We start from the raw sequence: 16,205 nt of genomic DNA on the forward strand, positions 1-16,205 counted from the left end.
ATCGCGGCCGGAAGGTCAGTGCCTGGCGCCCCGATGCACCGGGCCGTTGGCCCGCCCGATGCGGGACGTTCTGCCCTAAGCCCCGGATGGCTTCTGCTTTTCTGAGAAGAGGCTTCGAGATGGCCTCGGCGGAACGCACAGTCGCCGCGCACACGGGCACTCTGGTCGATTCGTCAGCGCGGCATATTCCCTGCTGATGGGCGACGCGACGTCGGTCAGCGAGACGACCGCTGCCCTGTGACGATGGCCTTTTGTAAGGCGGCAAGCCGGGCGCGTTCGGCTTCGTCTGCGGCACTCTGCTCCGCCTCGGTGATGATGACAGCGTCGGGGCCGGGAAAGACCATGGACACATGGTCGTCCTGCAGCCAGCGCACGACATACGGCGGTGTTCCATCCGAGGAGTGGACCTCGATGATCAGGCCCCGCTGGTCCGGTTTTCCGAGGGTCGATCCCTTGATGACGAGCCAGTCACCTCGCTGCGCGCGCACGGCGCCACCTCTCGCATCGGCCTAGGGGGAACGCACTGGCCTGGTTCTGCACAACGAAGACCGACTGGGCCGGATGCAACCCTCCGGGCTCGCTCACGGCACGGTCTTTTCGCGCATCCTCAAACATGCTCTCCACAGTCGCTTACTCGGCGTCCGCGAAGGAGAGCCGAAGGTCCCGATGTCAAGCTCTGAGCACTCGCTGATAACCAGGGAGCACGACTACCAGTCGGCCACTCGTGGTGTCATGGCGTCTTCGGCTGCCGTCTGCCGCTTGGCATCGGCATTACCGTGTTCCTGAACCATGTCCTCGGTCGTCAGGTATTCGTCAGGCCTGCCCAGCGGGCCAGTGATGGTCAGCAGGGTGGTCGCCGGATACTCGACCTCCGAAAAGCTGCTCACAGCGGACTTCGGCTCCTTGTAGAACCGTGTGATCGCGAGTCCGTTGCTGACCGCAGCTTTCGCTCCGAGTTGCACAGTCAGCACTTGACCGGCGACCGCTTGCCAACCCCCTCGCCACATCGGAGCCGCGAGAACCGGGACGAGAAGATGAGTTGCTCCGACCGCGATGACCGGATGATGGCGCAGAGGACGGGTGAAGTCTTCGCAGACCTGGACAGCGAATCGTCCAACGCGAGACTCGAGCACGGTAATCAGGGGATCATGCGAGATACGTTCGTCACGCTTGACTCCGCCCAACTCGACCTCGTACTCCTTCTGTTTTTCCACTGTGAAGCAGAACCCTGCCATCTTGTCCTGAGTGAGCAACGGATCGAGCCAGCCGTTGCGGTGCACGAGCACCGCACGGTTCGGAGGACGATTACTGGTCGGACGCGGGCCTGCGCTCGTGACCGGGCCAGTACCCAGAAGCAGCCACGTGAGCGAGCTTTCATCCGGCCGCGGCGTAGCCCGGAGCTGCTCGCGCCATCGTTCGAGAAGGCTGTCGTCGAGGCAACCTTCGGGAAGGACAGCCAGCACTGCTCCACTCTGGTCGAGGACATTCAACGCCTCCGCGATCCGGTCGGCGAGTCGCGCACTGTCTGGCTCGACGGTGTAGAAGCCGCCGTCAGGACGATCCAGCTTCCACCGAAGGTCGTCCGGTTCGGCCAGGAAAGGCAGCTGCGCGATCCGAATCGGCCGTGCCGTCGCGAGTCCGTCGGAAAGACCATGCGTATCCAACTGCGGTATGTCATGAACGGCGGCGACTTTGGAGACCTGCAAGTTCGTACTGATGTATGCCGGGATGCGGTGCAATGCGAGGAAGTCATCGAGGTGTTCGGGGTCCTCGTTCGGCCGGCACGGAGACGTGCGACGTGGCAGCAGAAGTCCTCCCGTCGCCTCGTTGAGCCGGCCATTCATATCCAGCCGGACTTGTAGGTAATCCAGTGCCCTGAAGCCAAGATCGGACGTGTCGGTGCTGGCGTCGAGAAGCGCGAAATTCAGTCCCAGCAAGACACCGAACAGGATTTCCCGATCATCCGACCAGGCAGAAAGCCACTGTTCGGACAAGAATCCAGTCGTCCGCACCTCATCACATACCTCTTCCCTGGTGACTTGCACCCGCTCAAGGTCCGACCAGTCACTCAGAGCGTCCCCGGGGATGTCCTTGAGTTCGTCGTAGAGGTTGACGAACGCGTCAGCGGGATCCATACTTAACACTTCCTTGATTATGGAGGTGGGGAGCCATGTCCTCGACCGCGATAGCCGCCACGCTGAACGCGAGAGCGACCGGTGCGACTTCCGCGCACGGCAGCGCGGCCGAAGGCCTGTCGCGGGGTCTCGAAGTCTGGGCTGCCAAGCTGCGAGAAGAGACTGGCGAGGGGAAGGTGCTCGGCGACCATGTAGCGGTCGACCGCTGGACGGCAGCCGTCGGCAGATGGCTGGTCGATGCCTCCCTGCTGGCGGACATTCCATCACTACGGGCGGCGCTACGCGCGTTCCAATCCGCCGGCACACGATTGCAGCCAGGCGGCCAGGCGGCGCGCCTCGAAGCCGTTGTCACGGCATTCGCCGAGGTGACCCAAGCGGCGCTGGACCGAGCCGAACAGGCGACACTGGCCGATACCTTGGACCCGAAGTCGTGGGCGGCCAAGATGCTCGTATTGGTATGCCACGAGGCGCACATCACCAGCTCCGACATCTGCGATCGGCTCGACGTCCACGAGGCGCAGATCAGCCGCAGCGGAAAGATGCTCCTGGAACGGGGTCTGGTCATCAAGACCCGACTTGGCCGGTCGAAGGGCTGGTATGCCACTCCTCGAGGCGAAGCCACTGCCAGGCAGCTTGCGGAACGCGAGAGCGAATAGTCACGTTCCGAGGAGCACGCCGATTGTCTCGTATCGATGTCGAAAATTTCGATCTCATGCGTCCTCCGGTCGTCGTTCCTGCACTAGTCGTCGGCAACCGGATAATGGTTACGTAAAGCGACATCTATGAGACGTGTTGTACCCCGGTTTGTGATCTCGGTTAGACCATAAGTGAGGACGAGAAGCGCCGCAGTGGCGTTCATCGCGTCAATACGTCGGCAACTCTCGAAGACGGCTGCCTTCTTCCGAAAAGCAGCAAGAACGGGAGCGTGCACAACAACGAACCGAGTACCGCGATCGGCCGTTGCAGCCACCAGATCAGATCAGGGAGCCGGTCGTCGGAGAGGCCATTCCCGAAGATGAAGTGGACGCAGGCCTTCGCCAGCGCCATCCCGGTGGTGTGAAAGAGGAACAGCGGCAGCGCGTAGTGGTCGAGCAGAGCGATGAACCGGCGCCAGCGTGGCCTCGCGAGCCGTCGTTCGAAGAACGGGCGGGTCACCTCGGCGAAGCCGATCTGGAACGTCAGCAGCGCGACGATCACGAACGTCGGCGGCCCCATGTTCGACAACCGGTCCCCGGGGACACCGACCATCGAACCCGGATACAGACCGGAGAACACCAATCCCGCCAGACCGAACAGACCTGTCCAGAGCAACGCGTGCCCCCAGCGCCGCGGTGCGTCGACGAGCCGTCGATGGAAGAAACCGGCCTGATGGGCGAGCCCCCAGACCGCGATCATGTTCACCCACCCCGCCTGATCCACGTCGTAGCGGAATCGCACCACGTCGGCGCCGAGGGCGGCACCGCCCAGCCAGACCAGGACCACGACGTCGAACTTTCGGTGCAGCCACAGGCTCAACGGCAGCACCGCCAAGAGGACGACGTACACCACGAGAAACCACAGCGGGCTGATGATCAACAGTGCCGCACCGCGAATCCAGCGTAGATTGAACACCGACGCCGCCGTCACACCGAACGCGGTCCAGATCAGCACCAAGGCTCCGGCCGGCACGACGAGGCGCCTGATCTGGTGCAGTACGTAGCGCGCGAGCGGATCCCCGCGTGCTCTCGCCCGTCGCCAGGACACCAGGTGTACGTAACCCCCGACATAGAAGAACATCGGCATCACCTGCAGAAGCCAGGTGAAGATCCACAAACCGGAGAAGAACCCGAGCGGGCTCGTGGGCATCGGCCCGTCCGGTGACCATCGCAGAATGGTGAACGCCCAGTGCCAGACCACCACGACGAGCAGGCTCACCGAGCGCAACCAGTCGACATACGGCTCCCTCGTAGGGTTCTCGCCGTCATCGTCTCGGTGCTGCTGCTCGCGACGGCCACGGTGCTCGCGAACCGCGTGCTGCCCGGCTGGGCGTATCCCATATGCGGTGCCGTGACGGCGGCCGTGTTGATCGCCGTCGCCAGATTCTCCGGCCTCCTGCTCGCGTCGATCGGGCTCGGCAGGCACACCCTCGGTCGCGCCACCGTCATCGGCCTCGCGGGTGCCGGGCTGGTCGGCCTCGTGTTCGCGGTGGCGCTGGCCGTGCCCGGGCTCCGGACCGTCTTCGAAGACGGCAGGGTCGGGACGCCGGGGATCGGTCAGCTGGTGTGGCTCGCCCTGCTCCGCATTCCCCTCGGCACCGTTCTCCTCGAGGAAGTGGCCTTCCGCGGCGTTCTCCCCGCGCTTCTCGGTGCCGGCGAGCGCTGGCGCTGGGCACCGGTCCTCGGCGCCGCCGCCCTGTTCGGTCTGTGGCATTTGCTGCCCTCGCTCGCCTTGGTCCGCAACGCCGCGGTCAACGCCACCGTCGGCGGTCTCCCGCTTCCGCTGATCTCGGTGCTGGCGATGGTCGCGGCGGCCGGCGCCGGCGTCTTCCTTTACTGGTGGCGGCACTGGGGAAAGGGCGTACTGGCGCCGGCGCTCCTGCACTGCGCGACCAATTCGGGTGGTCTGCTCGTCGCCTGGTGGGTGCTTTCTCACCCGTGAGCGTCAGCCGGCCGCGGTCTCCAGAAGCCTCGCCGCGAGCCGGATACCCCAGGCTTCAGCACGTTCCTGCTCCCCATCGGACAGGATCGTGGCGTTCTTGCCGACGTCCACGAAGAAGCTCTCCGGTGGCAGCAAAGGAACACCGCGGCGCTTCTGCAGCAGCTTCCGCGCGCCGGTCGCGGCGGAACCGGTGAGCCACCGAGCTCGGCGGAGCCTCGTGTCGAAGACCGCGAACGGCACACGTCGTGATGCCGTCGGCAAAGCGCCGAGCCATTCCCGGACACCGGTCGCCGAGCGGACTCCGCCCTCGACCTCCTGTCGCGCGCTCGTGCGGGTACCGGGCCGGGTCATGCCGTGGGCATGGGTGGGGCCTCCGACGACGAGCAGGCCGAGGCCGTCCCACTGTGCCGGGGCGTCGTCGACGTTGACGACGTCGACCTCGCACGAGGCGGCCAGGCCCTTGCCGATCGCCCTGGCGACGATCTCGGTGTTGCCGAACATCGACTCGAACACCACGAGTACCTGCATCACGATCCTCCTTGGCTGACCGGTGAAAGTTCGTTCGAGACACGGGTGACGGCGACCGCGGCCAACGCCACCCCCGCGGCGAGCAGCAGCAGGCCGGCGACCAGCAGAGTCCAGGACAGCCAGCCGAGTATCGGTACGGTCGCACCCGCCTCCGCGCGCACGTCCACCCCGGCCGAGCCGTCGGCGTTCATCACCACGAGGGTCCAGTCACCGGCCTGGTCCGGCCAGGTGATCGTCTGCGTGCCAGGGCCGACCGCCGAAACCGTCCAGATACCCACTTCCCACGGGAGCACCGGCGACTCCGGAGAACGGTGTACGGCCAGTTCGCCCGAAGTGAGATCGATGATCGTCGCGTGGTCGGTCCCCCTCAGGTAGCGTTCCGCCACCGGGGCCGGCGCGACACCGACGAAAACGTCCTTCTGGTCGAGAGCGGTCACCCGTACGCGGATGTCACCGAGCGCACGCGTGACGGGTACATCGCCGGCGGCGGTGTCGGCGAACGTGAACCGTTCGCTCGCCAGGGCAGCGGTATCGGTGCTGTAGGTACTCGAAACCGTCAGGTATCCGTCGTCGTCGCGGTCAGCCCGGTCCAACCACAGGGACGCGGCACCTCCGCTGATCAGACCGGTCGACAGGACGGCGAGGGCCACTCCGATCACGACGGACACGACTCGACCGGGCGTCCACCCCGCCGTACCCGGACGGTGCCGTGCCGGTTCGGAGGAGCGGTCGGCCGGCGGGCCGGGTTCGCTGCCGCCCGAGTCGAGCCGGAACGGTGGGTACTCGTCGGTCATGAGAGCGGCGTACGCGCCCACCCGGATGACCCACCGGTCCATCCCGATCACGAAGTCGAAGATCGGCTTCGGGTATTCACCCCGCGCCAGCAGGATGACGCCCGCGATGAGCACCAGGATCCCGATGAGCCCGCCCGCTCCCCACTGGAAGCCCTCGTCGGAGCTGTTCCACAGCCAAAGCCCGCCTCCGGCGAAGAGACCGACGACGAGGTAGTGCGGGATGGCGAGCAGCCACCACTTCACCAGCACGAGGCCGCGGGAAAGCCGCTCCGGGTAGTCGATCTCGAGCCGGGCGGGATAGTCGGGAACGTGGGCCAGGGTGAACGGCGGATATCGATCCGTGCCCAACGCGGCGTAGGCGTAGTAGTGCACCCGCCACGCCCACCGGAGAACCCCGACGTTGAACTCGAAGATCGCCCGCGGATACCGCCCGGTGAACAGGATGGCGAAGAACGCCACCGCCGTCAGCGGGACGAACGCGAGCCACAGCACCGCGAGCACGAGATAGTGCGGGATCGCGAGCAGCCATTTCACCAGCCACAGCCAGCGGGACAGATCAGGATCGAGCGAAGCCTCGACGCGGACAGCGGAACTCATGGGACGCCTCCTTGCGGGGAGCGGATCCTTTCGACGATCCCGCGCGACCGGGCGGGAGAACAGAAACGAACGGCCCGGCGAACCGGGCCCTCCGGCCCTCCACGCCCCGCGGCCTCAGGAGAACGATGAAACGCGGCCCCTTCACCCACTGAACAGAGGCAGGTTTCCGATGGACCACGGCCTTCCCGACGACTACACGGTCGAAACCGCGGTGGCCCTGGCCTGCCGCGCCCCTTCGGTGCACAACTCCCAGCCCTGGCAATGGCGTGTCGGAGATCGCACCGTCCACCTGTACGCCGACCGGGCCCGGCAGCTGGCCGGTACCGATCCGGACGGCCGGGACCTGATGCTCGGCTGCGGGGAGGCGCTGCACCATCTCCGGGTCGGCTTCGCGGCCTTGGGCTGGCGGGCCGAGGTGCACCGGTTGCCCAATCCGGCGGAACCGGACCATCTGGCGTCCATCGAACTGCATCGGCACGAGCCGACCCAGGAGGACATCGCGCTAGCCGCGGCCATTCCCCGGCGCCGGACCGACCGGCGCAGGCACAGCTCTTGGACCGTCCCCACCGGGCACCTCGAAACCCTCGCCCGGCACGCGGCGGACGAAGGCGCCATCCTGCGCCCCGCTCTCGACGCCGCCCGCTACCACCTCGCGCGCGCCATCTCCGAAGCCGCCGAGGTCCACGCGGCGGACCCGGCGTACCGCACCGAACTCGCCGCCTGGAGCGGCAGGCACACCGCTCCCGACGGCGTCCCGTCGGCGAACGCACCCGCACAGGACGACACCCCCGGCGCCCTGCCGGCGCGTGCGTTCGCCGACCCTTTTGCTCGGCCAGCCCGAAGGAGCGGCCGGTGAAGCGGACGAGACCGCGCTCCTCGTGCTGAGCACGGCTTCGGACGACGCCATGTCGCGCCTCCGCGCGGGCGAGGCCACCAGCGCGGTCCTGCTCGCCGCGACCAGCCTGGGCCTGGCCACCTCTCCGCTCACCGAACCGCTGGAAGTCGCGGACACCAGGACGAAGGTGCGGGACCTGGTCACCGGCGGCACCTTCCCGCAGATGGTGCTGCGGACCGGCTGGGCACCGGTCAACGCCGATCCCCTGGCCGCGACCCCGCGCCGGAACCTCGACGAGGTCCTCGCGCCACTCGGGACGCCGGTGACCCGCGAAGTGCGCTACCAGAGCCACTGAGTCGAAAGGAATGATCATGCATTACTGGCAATACTCCAACGGCGGCTGGGTCAGCATGCTGCTCATGCTGATCACCGTGCTCATCCTGGTCGGCGGCCTCATCACCGTCTCGGTGATCCTGTTGCGCCGCACCACCAAGACCTCGACCGGCCACGACGACGCGGTCAGGATCCTGAACGAACGGTTCGCGCGTGGGGAGATCGACAAGGACGAGTTCGAGACACGGCGTGCCGTGCTTCGCGGATGAGAGAACGAAGAACAACCGAAGCCAGCGATCTCGCGTCCTGAATGAACCGGGAGGCACCGATGGACCATCTGAGCCCGCTCGACGCGGCGTTCCTGGAGCTGGAAGACGGGGATCCCAACGCCTCCCTGTCCATCGCTTCGGTGGCGGTGATCGAAGGCCCACCGCCCTCGCACGCGGACTTCGTCCGGTCGATCACCTCCCGGTTGCCGCTGATCCCGCGCTACCGGCAGAAGATCCACCGTGTGCCGCTCGATCTGGGTCCACCGGTGTGGGTCGACGACGACCGTTTCGACGCGGCCCGGCACTTCCACCGGATCGCCGTTCCGGCGCCCGGCGAGGAGCGAGAGTTGTGCGAACTCGTCGCCCTGCTGATGGGGGAACGCCTCGACCGGGATCATCCGCTGTGGGAATTCTGGGTCATGGAGGGACTTTCCGGCGGCCGTTGGGCGGTGTTGTCGAAACTGCATCACTGCGTCGCGGATGGCGTCACTGGTAACGAGCTGCTGAAGGTGCTCTTCACCGACGTACCCCCGGACGCCGCGACGGCCGAGCCGGTCCCCGACCTCGGCACCGCGGACCTGCTCAAGGACGCCGCACGCAGGATCCTGCTGACTCCCGCCGAACTGCTTCGCTCGGTGGTACGGCTGGCGCTCTCACCTTCACGGGCGGTGCGCGGTATCGCGGATGCCGTCTCGGGCCTGACGGCGTTCGCCTCCGCGCTCGTCCCCGCGGCCCGATCGTCGCTCTCCGGCCCCATCGGCCCGGACCGGCGCTACGAGGTGGCACATACCTCCCTCGACGACGTGCACGATGTCTGCCGGGCCTTCGAGGTCACCGTGAACGACGTGGCACTCGCGGCCGTCACGGGCGCGTTCCGGGCCCTTTTGCGCCGAAGAGGCGAGAAGCCGGTGCCGGACGCGATACGCGCGCTCGTGCCGGTCTCCGTCCGCGGAAACCACGACAGCGTCGACAACGAAGTCTCGCTGATGCTGCCCTTGCTCCCCGTCGACGTCCCCGATCCCGCGGGACGGCTGGTCGCGGTTCATCGGCGCTCGGCCACCTTGAAGGCGAGCAAAGAGGCGGAGGCCGGCGCCGCGTTGACCGGTGTCGCGGCCTCCGTCCCGTTCGCACCGGTCGCGTGGGCCGTCCGGCTCGCCGCCGGCCTCCCCCAGCACAACGTGGTCTCGGTGGTCACGAATGTCCCGGGGCCGCGGACGCCGCTGCGGTTGCTCGGACGCGAGGTGGCGGACCTCTACCCCTATGTCCCGGTCGCCTTGCGGCTGCGGACCGGCGTGGCCGCTTTCTCCTATCGCGACAAGCTCAATTTCGGGATCACCCTGGACCTCGCGAGTGCGCCGGACGCCGGTTTCCTCGCCAAGGCCATCGAAACCGAGGTCACCGCCTTGGCGAGGATCGCGCGCCGGTCACGACCGGGCACGGACGGCCTTGTGGACGGTGTCGGCGAGCAGGACGACCGGGACGGTGGCGAAGGCCAGCGCCCAGCCGAGCGGGCTCGGCACGGTACCGCCGAGGAGCCCGGGCAGGGGCGGCATCACGAGGAACGCGGCCAGCATCGCGAGTTCGAAGACGATCGCGAACCACAGCAGGGGATTTCCCCGCAAGCCGATCCTGCCGACCCAGCGTGACTCGCTCCGGCAGGCGAAGGCGTTCGCGAGCTGGCCGAACACGATCGCCGCGAAGGCCGTACCGGACGCGGTCGCGAGCAGCGCAGTGCCCGGCACCTCGCCGAACCACCACCCGCCACCCAGCAGCACCACCAGGAACGCCGTCATGGACGCCAGTGCCTCGGCTGGGCCGAGCACTCCGAAGGCACGGCGCACCAGCCTTCCGTCGATCAGGGAACCGCCCTTCGCGGGCCCTTCCATCGTGCGGCGGTTCGGCGGCTCCGCGCCGAGCGCGACCGCCGGAAGGAGGTCGGTGCCGATGTCGAGCGCCAGTACCTGCAGGACGGTGATGGCCAGCGGGATCTGCCCGCCCGCGAGCGCCCACACGACGAACGGCGTGAGCTCGGCGACGTTGTCGGTCAGGTGATAGGTGAGAAAGCGCCGGATGTTCACGAACGTCGCGCGCCCGAGTTCGACGGCGGCCACGATGGTGCCGAAATGATCGTCGAGGAGGACCAGGTCGGCCGCCTCCCTGGCGACGTCACTGCCCAATGCCCCCATCGCGACACCGATGTCGGCCGTGCGCAAGGCCGGCCCGTCGTTGACGCCGTCTCCGGTCATCGCCACGACGTGCCCGCGAGCCTGGAGGACCTTGGCGATCCGAAGCTTCTCCTCCGGGGCGACCCTGGCGACCACCACACCGTCGACATCGAGCAGCCTGCCGAGCGCCTCGTCGTCGGCCGGCAGGTCCTTGCCTTCCAGCACGAGCCGGTCCGGCCCGAGCAGCCCGACTTCCGCGGCGATGGCCGCGGCCGTCCCCGGATGGTCGCCGGTCACCATCGCCAGCCGGATCCCGGCGCGACGGCAGGAGGCGATCGCGGCGCCGACGTCGGGCCGGGGCGGATCCTCCAGCCCTACAAGGCCGAGCAGCGTCAGCCCGCCCTGCTCCTCCTGTGCGGCCGATTTGGCGTGGCGCGCCACCGCGAGCACCCGCAGACCCGCTCTGCTGAACGCGGCGATCGCTTCGTCCGCGCCGGAAACCTCGGCGCACAGTGGCAGGACGGTGTCCGGTGCGCCCGAAACATGGAGGCCATCGCCGTCCACGACCGAGGACCGGCGCCGGCGCGGATCGAACGGCCGCCGTCGGACCGGCGGCGGAGCGGCGGCGACTCCGGCACGTGCGGCGAGGACGTGCAGCGCCACCTCCATCGGGTCGCCGACCGGCCGCCACCCGTTCGCCCCTTCGACGGCGTGGGCGTCCGGAGAGCACCGTGCCGCGGAATCCGCGAGCGTCGCCGCCGCCCGCACCGCCGCCGGAGAGCCGGTGAGCTCGCCGACCGGCCGGTATCCCGTACCGTCGACCTCGACGGTCCCGGACGGCGTCCACACCCGGACGACGGACATTTCGTTGCGGGTCAGCGTGCCGGTCTTGTCGGTGCAGATGAACGTGGTCGCCCCCAGCGTCTCCACGGATTCGAGCCGTCGTACCAGGGCGTTGCGGCCCGCCATCTTCTGCGCCGCCCGCGCCAGCGACAGCGTCACGGTCGGCAGCAGCCCCTCCGGGACGAGCGCGACCGTCACGCCGATCGCGAGCAGGAAGCTTTCCGTTCCCGCGCGGCCGAGGCCGAGGGCGGCGGCGAAGAACACGCAGCCGACCGCGACCGCCATCAGGGCCACGATCCGCACCACGCGGTGCAACTGCGTGGCCAATGGACTCCTCGGCCGCACCGCGCTCGCGGTCACCGCCGAGATTCCGGCGAGGCGGGAGCGGGCGCCGGTGGCCGTCACGATCGCGACGCCGTGCCCTTCGGTGACATACGTACCGGCGAAAACGGATCCGCCCACCTCCGGCCGCACCGGTCTGCTCTCGCCGGTCAGCATGGACTCGTCCACCGAGAGCAGGCCGCATTCGGCGAGTTCCCCGTCCGCGCACACGCGGTCCCCCGCCTCGAGCAGGACCACGTCGCCCACGACCAGGTCCGCCGCGTCCACGACGACCGCCCGTCCATCCCGGCGCACCGTCGCGCGCACCGGCAGCAGATCGCGCAACCGCTCCGCGGCACGGTCCGCGCGGTACTCCTGGGCGAACGAGAACGCACCGTTGAGCACCACGACCACGACGATCGCGATCGACAGCGCCGGCATCCCGGCGAGCAACGCCAGCCCCGCCGCCGCCCAGAGCATCAACGCGAAGAAGTGGACCATCTGCCCAGCCAGCGTCAGCAACGGATTCCGCTGTTTCGCGGCGGGAAGGGTATTCGGTCCGTCCCGGCGAAGCGCGGTCGCCGCTTCGTCTGCCGTGAGGCCCGCCGTTTCCCGGACCATGGCCGAGCCGGTCACCGGTCCGCTGCCTCGCGGGCCACGATCACCGGGCACAGCGCGTAGGACATCACCGCTTGACTGGTCGAACCGAGAAGCATCCCGGCGACGCCGCCGCGGCCGCGACTGCCCACGACCAGCAGTTGCGCCCGGTCGGCGTGCCCGAGCAGTTTGTCGGCGGGACGACCTCGCACGACCTCCCGGTGCACACGCACGTCGGGGTACTTCTCCCGCCAGCCCGCGAGCCGTTCGGCGAGGACTTCGTTCGCGCTTTCCTCGATCTCGGACCGCTCCAGGCTCCAGTGCGTCTCCTCGAAGACCGCCGAAAGGAATGCGTCGTCCCAGCAATGCAGGGCGATCAGGTCGGTCTGCCGCCAGGACGCTTCTTCGAAGGCGAGTGCGAGGGCGGCTTCGCTGGTCCTTGTCCCATCGACGCCGACGACGACCGGTCCGTCCTGCGGTGCGTCGGTTTCCGCGACGTGCGGGCGGATCAGCGCGACGGGGCACGCCGCACGTGCCGCCAGCGCGATGGAGACCGATCCGACCAGCACCCGGCCCAGGGGACGTAACCCCTCGGTCCCCAGCACGAGCAGGTCCGCATTTTCGGCGGCGTCTTTCAGTGCCTGCGCCGGGCGCTCGTGCCGCAACAGGAGTGAGACGTGGAGATCCGGGGCGATCTCCCTGGCGGCATCACGGGCTTGCCGCAGGAGGCGATGTCCGCGCATCCTGATCATTTCCGCGAGGTTTTCCCGGGTCGGCATCGGCCTCGGATGATTCAGCGACTCGTCGTCGATCGCGTGCACCAGCGCGAGTTCCGCGTGGCGGCGTCGCGCCTGATCCGCCGCCCAGCGGACGGCCTTGATCGCGGACTCCGAGCCGTCGACACCGACGACGACCCTGTGCCCCGAATTCTCCGGCATAACGGTTCACCCCATCCTGATTTCGGCAACTGCCTTGGACGTTAGGAACTGACGCGTCAGGAAGGCAGCGGCGTTCGTAACCAGAGGACGGGACCTTCGACCTATCAGTCTATTGTGGACGGAGGAGCCGGCAGCCGCACCACCGCGTCCGCGAGACCGTCCGTGATCACCCGTCGAGCCCCCGCCGAGTCGAGGAGGTCGGCGACGGCGCGGTTGTCGGCGAGATAGGTGGCGGTGAACTCGCTGAACCCGTGCCGCGACGCCGCTTCCGCCAGCTTCGCGACCAAGGCCGATGCCAGCCCGATCCGGCGCCAACCGGGCTTCACCACGACCGCGATTTCCGCGACCCCAGGCTGGGGCGTCGCCTCGTACCGCGCGATCGCCACGCCCTTCCCTGCCTCGTCATGGGCGACAATCGCGTAACGGCGATCGAAATCGAGCTCGGTCAGGCGCGCCAGCAAGCGCGGTGTCACCTTCGGAGGCGGCCCGCAGAACCGGCGGTACAGCGTCTCCCGATCCGCTTCGACGAGCGCCTCACCGAGTTCTTCGGCGTCGGCCGGACTCACACGGGTCACGAAGACGGTCCGGCCATCACGCAGGTGCACCGGCTGTCCGTCCATCGGCTCAGCGTAGGACCGCGGACTTTCGCGGCGATACGGCCGAAGAGGTTGTGCCACCGGGACGAATGTCCCTTTTCCCCAAGTACATGAAGGCCCCCTTCCTGTACCTAGGCGCAAGGAAGGAGGCCATCATGTACTTCGAGAGAGAGCTCGCGGGCTGGCCACGCACGCGTAGCCGTCAGATCAGCACCCGCTCCCGATCACGAGGAACGACAGCCTGCCAGTCATGCTCGGTACGAAGCCGTTCGGCGACCGCCGCCGAACCCTCGGGTTCGCCGTGCACGAGATAGGTGGTCTTCGGCGGCGCTCCCGCGGTGGCCCACCGCACCAGCTCGTCCGCGTCGGCATGGGCGCTGAAGGCGTCGAGCTGGGCCACGTCGGCGCGGACCGTGGTGTAGCGGCCGTGGATCTTGATCTGCCTCGCGCCGTTCGCGAGGCTGCGCGCGCGGGTGCCAGGAGCGGCGTAGCCGACGATGAGCACGGTGTGCCGGTGATCGGGCAGCATGTGTTCGAGGTGATGGAGTACCCGACCTCCGCTCGCCATTCCCGACGCGGAGATGATGATCGAAGGCATCCTCGGCGCGTTGACCCGCATGGATTCCTCCACGGTCCGCAGCTCGGTCAACGAAGGCGGGGTCAGCGGATCGTGCCCGGCCAGTTCGGGCCGGATCTCCGGCCAGTGGTCGCGGAACGCCTCGCGGTACACCCGCAGTGCCGCCAAGGCCATCGGGCTGTCCACGTACACCGGCAGGTCGGGGATGGTACGCGACCGCATCAGTTTCGCGAGTGCGGCCAGCACCACTTCGGTCCGGTCGACGGCGAACGCCGGGATGAGGACACTTCCGCCACGCCTGGCCGTCCGCCTGATGACTTCGCCGAGTCGGTCCATGGCATCGGTGTCGTGGTGGACGCGGGAGCCGTAGGTCGATTCGAGTACCAGCGCGTCGCAGGGAGGCCGCGGCGACGGCGGGCGCAGGAGACTGTGCGCCGGACGGCCGAGATCGCCGCTGAACACGACGTCGCGCCCGTCGGACCGCAACTGTGCCCAGGCGGAGCCGAGGATGTGGCCGGCCTGCCCGAAACGCAGCGTCATGTCCTTGCCCACCGTAGTCTCGGCGCCGTACTCGAGTTCTTCGAGAAGACCGATCGCTTTCCGCGCGTCGCCCGCGTCGTAAAGGGGCAAGGCCGGCCGGTGCTTGGACCAGCCGTATTTGTTGGCGTGCGCGGCCTCCTCGGTCATGAGATGGGCGCTGTCCTCCAGCACGATCGGCACGAGAGCCGCGGTGCCCGGCGTCGCGTACACCGGTCCGCGCCAGCCGGATCGCACCAGGACCGGCAGGTACCCGCAGTGGTCCAGATGGGCGTGGGTGATCACCACGGCGTCGACGTCGGTCAAGGCACGCGGCAACGGTGCCCAGTTCCGACGGCGCAGATCGGCGAGGCCCTGGAAGAGCCCGCAGTCGACCAGGACGCGGGAACCGGGTGTTTCCAGCAGGTACTTGCTGCCGGTGACGGTTCCGGCTCCGCCATGGAAGGTCAGCGCGATGGTCACGATGACACCTTTCTCGTGGGAGCTCAGAATCCGGTTCCGAGGATTTCGTCGACGGCGCGGCGCGGGCTCGGCGGTACCAGTCCGGTGGGATAACCGAAGCGCATGACGGCTTGCGGAAACCCGGGAAGTTCCAGATCCTCGGCCAACGCGGAACGGACTTCGGGCAGGTGCAGCGGCTGGGTCAGGACCGAACCGGCCAGGCCGTCGTCGACCGCTTCGAGCCAGGTGTCCTGGAGCGCGTGTCCCGCGTGCAGGTGGTCATACCGGCCGTCGTCGACGGTGAGGAAGACGAGCAAGGTCTCGCCGGCGAGGCGACGCTGAAGAACCCGGCGATCAGGGAGAGCCGTCCCTGGACGGACCAGTCCCGCCCAGGGAAGTGATCCGGTGGGAAGCGTGCTCGCGGCCAGTCCGACGCCATGACGGTGATACTGCTCGTCGTGGATGGTCCACAGGGCCAGTTCTCGCTGGTACGCCAGGTCGTGCTGATACGCCTCGGCGGCGAATTCGAGCAGATCCGCGACCCGGGAGAGTTCCAGCTCGTCGTGGATCGGCCTCGCTTCGACGCCGCTCTCGGTCGCGGCGGCGATCAGGTCGCCGATCTTCTCCCGCGAGACTCGCCGGCCGGAGAACGGGTGGCGGTAGCTTCCTCGCCGGGCTATCGCCGAGTACCGGTGCAGGTCGACATCGGACGGCGCCGAACGCCCCGCGGTCTCGATCGCGGCGACGAGGTCCGGCTCGCCGTCCTCCGGCAACATCCGCGTGGTCAGGTCGTAGCCGAGAACCCGGACAGCCAGCTCCACATTGGCGAGCGCGGCACCGCACGAGATGAGCCGGTCACGGCCTCGGGTGTCGTGCTCGGGCAAGTGCAGGTCGTGACGCTCACGCAGGAGAAGCCGGTCTCCGTCGAATTCGAGCCGCCACGGCTGGATGTTGTGCACCGAAGGCGCCCGCAGCAACGTCCTCGCCAGTACCTCGGTCTCGGCCCTCGTCCACCCGTTCGCCATGTGTCCCGTCCTCGGTCGTCACTCGATCGAGTTCCAC

13 protein-coding genes and 2 pseudogenes are annotated in these 16,205 nt (G+C 68.2%); 5 read left to right on the forward strand and 10 right to left on the reverse strand.

All coding sequences use genetic code 11. The annotated features are described in order from the left end of the window. Nucleotides 1-215: 215 nt before the first annotated feature. Together DMH01_RS16850 and DMH01_RS16855 are read right to left on the reverse strand one after the other, a co-directional pair. Nucleotides 216-488: a DUF1918 domain-containing protein gene (locus DMH01_RS16850; RefSeq protein WP_125677812.1), complete on the reverse strand. Its 273-nt coding sequence runs from the start codon at nucleotides 486-488 to the stop codon at nucleotides 216-218. A 219-nt stretch (nucleotides 489-707) separates the two neighbouring features. Further along, nucleotides 708-2,135, reverse strand: a complete 1,428-nt coding sequence (locus tag DMH01_RS16855) for a hypothetical protein (RefSeq protein ID WP_125677814.1) — start codon at nucleotides 2,133-2,135, stop codon at nucleotides 708-710. A gap of 35 nt (nucleotides 2,136-2,170) precedes the next feature. Here DMH01_RS16855 and DMH01_RS16860 point away from each other — a divergent pair, with 35 nt between their 5' ends. Continuing rightward, nucleotides 2,171-2,791: a MarR family transcriptional regulator gene (locus DMH01_RS16860; protein WP_233621562.1), complete on the forward strand. Its 621-nt coding sequence runs from the start codon at nucleotides 2,171-2,173 to the stop codon at nucleotides 2,789-2,791. A gap of 199 nt (nucleotides 2,792-2,990) precedes the next feature. Here the strand turns inward: DMH01_RS16860 and DMH01_RS16865 are convergent, their stop codons facing one another. Then, entirely contained in the window at nucleotides 2,991-4,049 is a 1,059-nt protein-coding gene (locus DMH01_RS16865) for an acyltransferase family protein (RefSeq protein ID WP_233621563.1), read from the reverse strand. Between the two features lie 57 nt (nucleotides 4,050-4,106). Between DMH01_RS16865 and DMH01_RS16870 the strand changes: the two genes are divergently transcribed. After that, nucleotides 4,107-4,772, forward strand: a complete 666-nt coding sequence (locus DMH01_RS16870) for a type II CAAX prenyl endopeptidase Rce1 family protein (protein WP_125677818.1) — start codon at nucleotides 4,107-4,109, stop codon at nucleotides 4,770-4,772. Between the two features lie 3 nt (nucleotides 4,773-4,775). On the opposite strand, the gene DMH01_RS16875 is transcribed toward DMH01_RS16870, so the two are convergent. Then, the gene (locus tag DMH01_RS16875; RefSeq protein WP_125677819.1) at nucleotides 4,776-5,300 is read right to left on the reverse strand and encodes a flavodoxin family protein; all 525 of its coding nucleotides are present in this window, start codon (nucleotides 5,298-5,300) and stop codon (nucleotides 4,776-4,778) included. Beyond that, nucleotides 5,300-6,691, reverse strand: coding sequence for a DUF4389 domain-containing protein (locus tag DMH01_RS16880; protein ID WP_125677821.1), 1,392 nt, complete (start codon nucleotides 6,689-6,691; stop codon nucleotides 5,300-5,302). Before DMH01_RS16880 ends, DMH01_RS16875 begins: the two co-directional genes overlap by 1 nt. Nucleotides 6,692-6,860: 169 nt before the next feature. On the opposite strand from DMH01_RS16880, the pseudogene DMH01_RS16885 reads away from it, so the two are divergent. The 3 genes and pseudogenes from DMH01_RS16885 to DMH01_RS16895 form a co-directional block, all read left to right on the forward strand. Next, nucleotides 6,861-7,881 (forward strand): annotated as a pseudogene (locus DMH01_RS16885) (NAD(P)H nitroreductase). A 16-nt stretch (nucleotides 7,882-7,897) separates the two neighbouring features. Then, nucleotides 7,898-8,128 carry an SHOCT domain-containing protein gene (locus tag DMH01_RS16890; protein WP_125677823.1) on the forward strand — a complete coding sequence of 77 codons (231 nt, stop codon included), beginning with the start codon at nucleotides 7,898-7,900 and terminating at the stop codon, nucleotides 8,126-8,128. 59 nt (nucleotides 8,129-8,187) lie between these two features. Then, nucleotides 8,188-9,531: pseudogene (locus tag DMH01_RS16895) on the forward strand (wax ester/triacylglycerol synthase family O-acyltransferase); the annotation flags it as partial. A gap of 21 nt (nucleotides 9,532-9,552) precedes the next feature. On the opposite strand, the gene DMH01_RS16900 reads toward DMH01_RS16895, so the two are convergent. From DMH01_RS16900 to DMH01_RS16920, 5 genes are all read right to left on the reverse strand, one after another. Then, nucleotides 9,553-12,093 carry a cation-transporting P-type ATPase gene (locus tag DMH01_RS16900; protein ID WP_125677826.1) on the reverse strand — a complete coding sequence of 847 codons (2,541 nt, stop codon included), beginning with the start codon at nucleotides 12,091-12,093 and terminating at the stop codon, nucleotides 9,553-9,555. After that, the gene (locus DMH01_RS16905) at nucleotides 12,090-12,992 is read right to left on the reverse strand and encodes a universal stress protein (RefSeq protein ID WP_125677828.1); all 903 of its coding nucleotides are present in this window, start codon (nucleotides 12,990-12,992) and stop codon (nucleotides 12,090-12,092) included. The genes DMH01_RS16900 and DMH01_RS16905 overlap by 4 nt, the downstream gene beginning before the upstream one ends. Before the next feature lie 104 nt (nucleotides 12,993-13,096). Then, the gene (locus tag DMH01_RS16910; RefSeq protein ID WP_125677830.1) at nucleotides 13,097-13,612 is read right to left on the reverse strand and encodes a GNAT family N-acetyltransferase; all 516 of its coding nucleotides are present in this window, start codon (nucleotides 13,610-13,612) and stop codon (nucleotides 13,097-13,099) included. Between the two features lie 178 nt (nucleotides 13,613-13,790). Continuing rightward, a complete protein-coding gene (locus tag DMH01_RS16915) occupies nucleotides 13,791-15,164 on the reverse strand; it encodes an MBL fold metallo-hydrolase RNA specificity domain-containing protein (RefSeq protein ID WP_125677832.1) in 1,374 nt (457 codons plus the stop codon). A gap of 23 nt (nucleotides 15,165-15,187) precedes the next feature. Further along, nucleotides 15,188-16,168 (reverse strand): nitroreductase family protein, encoded by a 981-nt coding sequence (locus tag DMH01_RS16920; protein WP_125677834.1) that lies wholly within the window; start codon nucleotides 16,166-16,168, stop codon nucleotides 15,188-15,190. Nucleotides 16,169-16,205: the final 37 nt, after the last annotated feature.

Origin of the sequence: Amycolatopsis sp. WAC 04182 (assembly GCF_003947465.1) — a bacterium.
Taxonomy (GTDB): domain Bacteria; phylum Actinomycetota; class Actinomycetes; order Mycobacteriales; family Pseudonocardiaceae; genus Amycolatopsis.

Excerpts from the sequence above, each read along its gene's own strand:
- DMH01_RS16855 (WP_125677814.1), bottom strand. The coding sequence starts at position 2,135 with ATGGATCCCGCTGACGCGTTCGTCAACCTCTACGACGAACTCAAGGAC.
- DMH01_RS16860 (WP_233621562.1), top strand. The coding sequence starts at position 2,171 with ATGTCCTCGACCGCGATAGCCGCCACGCTGAACGCGAGAGCGACCGGT.
- DMH01_RS16875 (WP_125677819.1), bottom strand. The coding sequence starts at position 5,300 with ATGCAGGTACTCGTGGTGTTCGAGTCGATGTTCGGCAACACCGAGATC.
- DMH01_RS16880 (WP_125677821.1), bottom strand. The coding sequence starts at position 6,691 with ATGAGTTCCGCTGTCCGCGTCGAGGCTTCGCTCGATCCTGATCTGTCC.
- DMH01_RS16890 (WP_125677823.1), top strand. The coding sequence starts at position 7,898 with ATGCATTACTGGCAATACTCCAACGGCGGCTGGGTCAGCATGCTGCTC.
- DMH01_RS16905 (WP_125677828.1), bottom strand. The coding sequence starts at position 12,992 with ATGCCGGAGAATTCGGGGCACAGGGTCGTCGTCGGTGTCGACGGCTCG.
- DMH01_RS16910 (WP_125677830.1), bottom strand. The coding sequence starts at position 13,612 with ATGGACGGACAGCCGGTGCACCTGCGTGATGGCCGGACCGTCTTCGTG.
- DMH01_RS16920 (WP_125677834.1), bottom strand. The coding sequence starts at position 16,168 with ATGGCGAACGGGTGGACGAGGGCCGAGACCGAGGTACTGGCGAGGACG.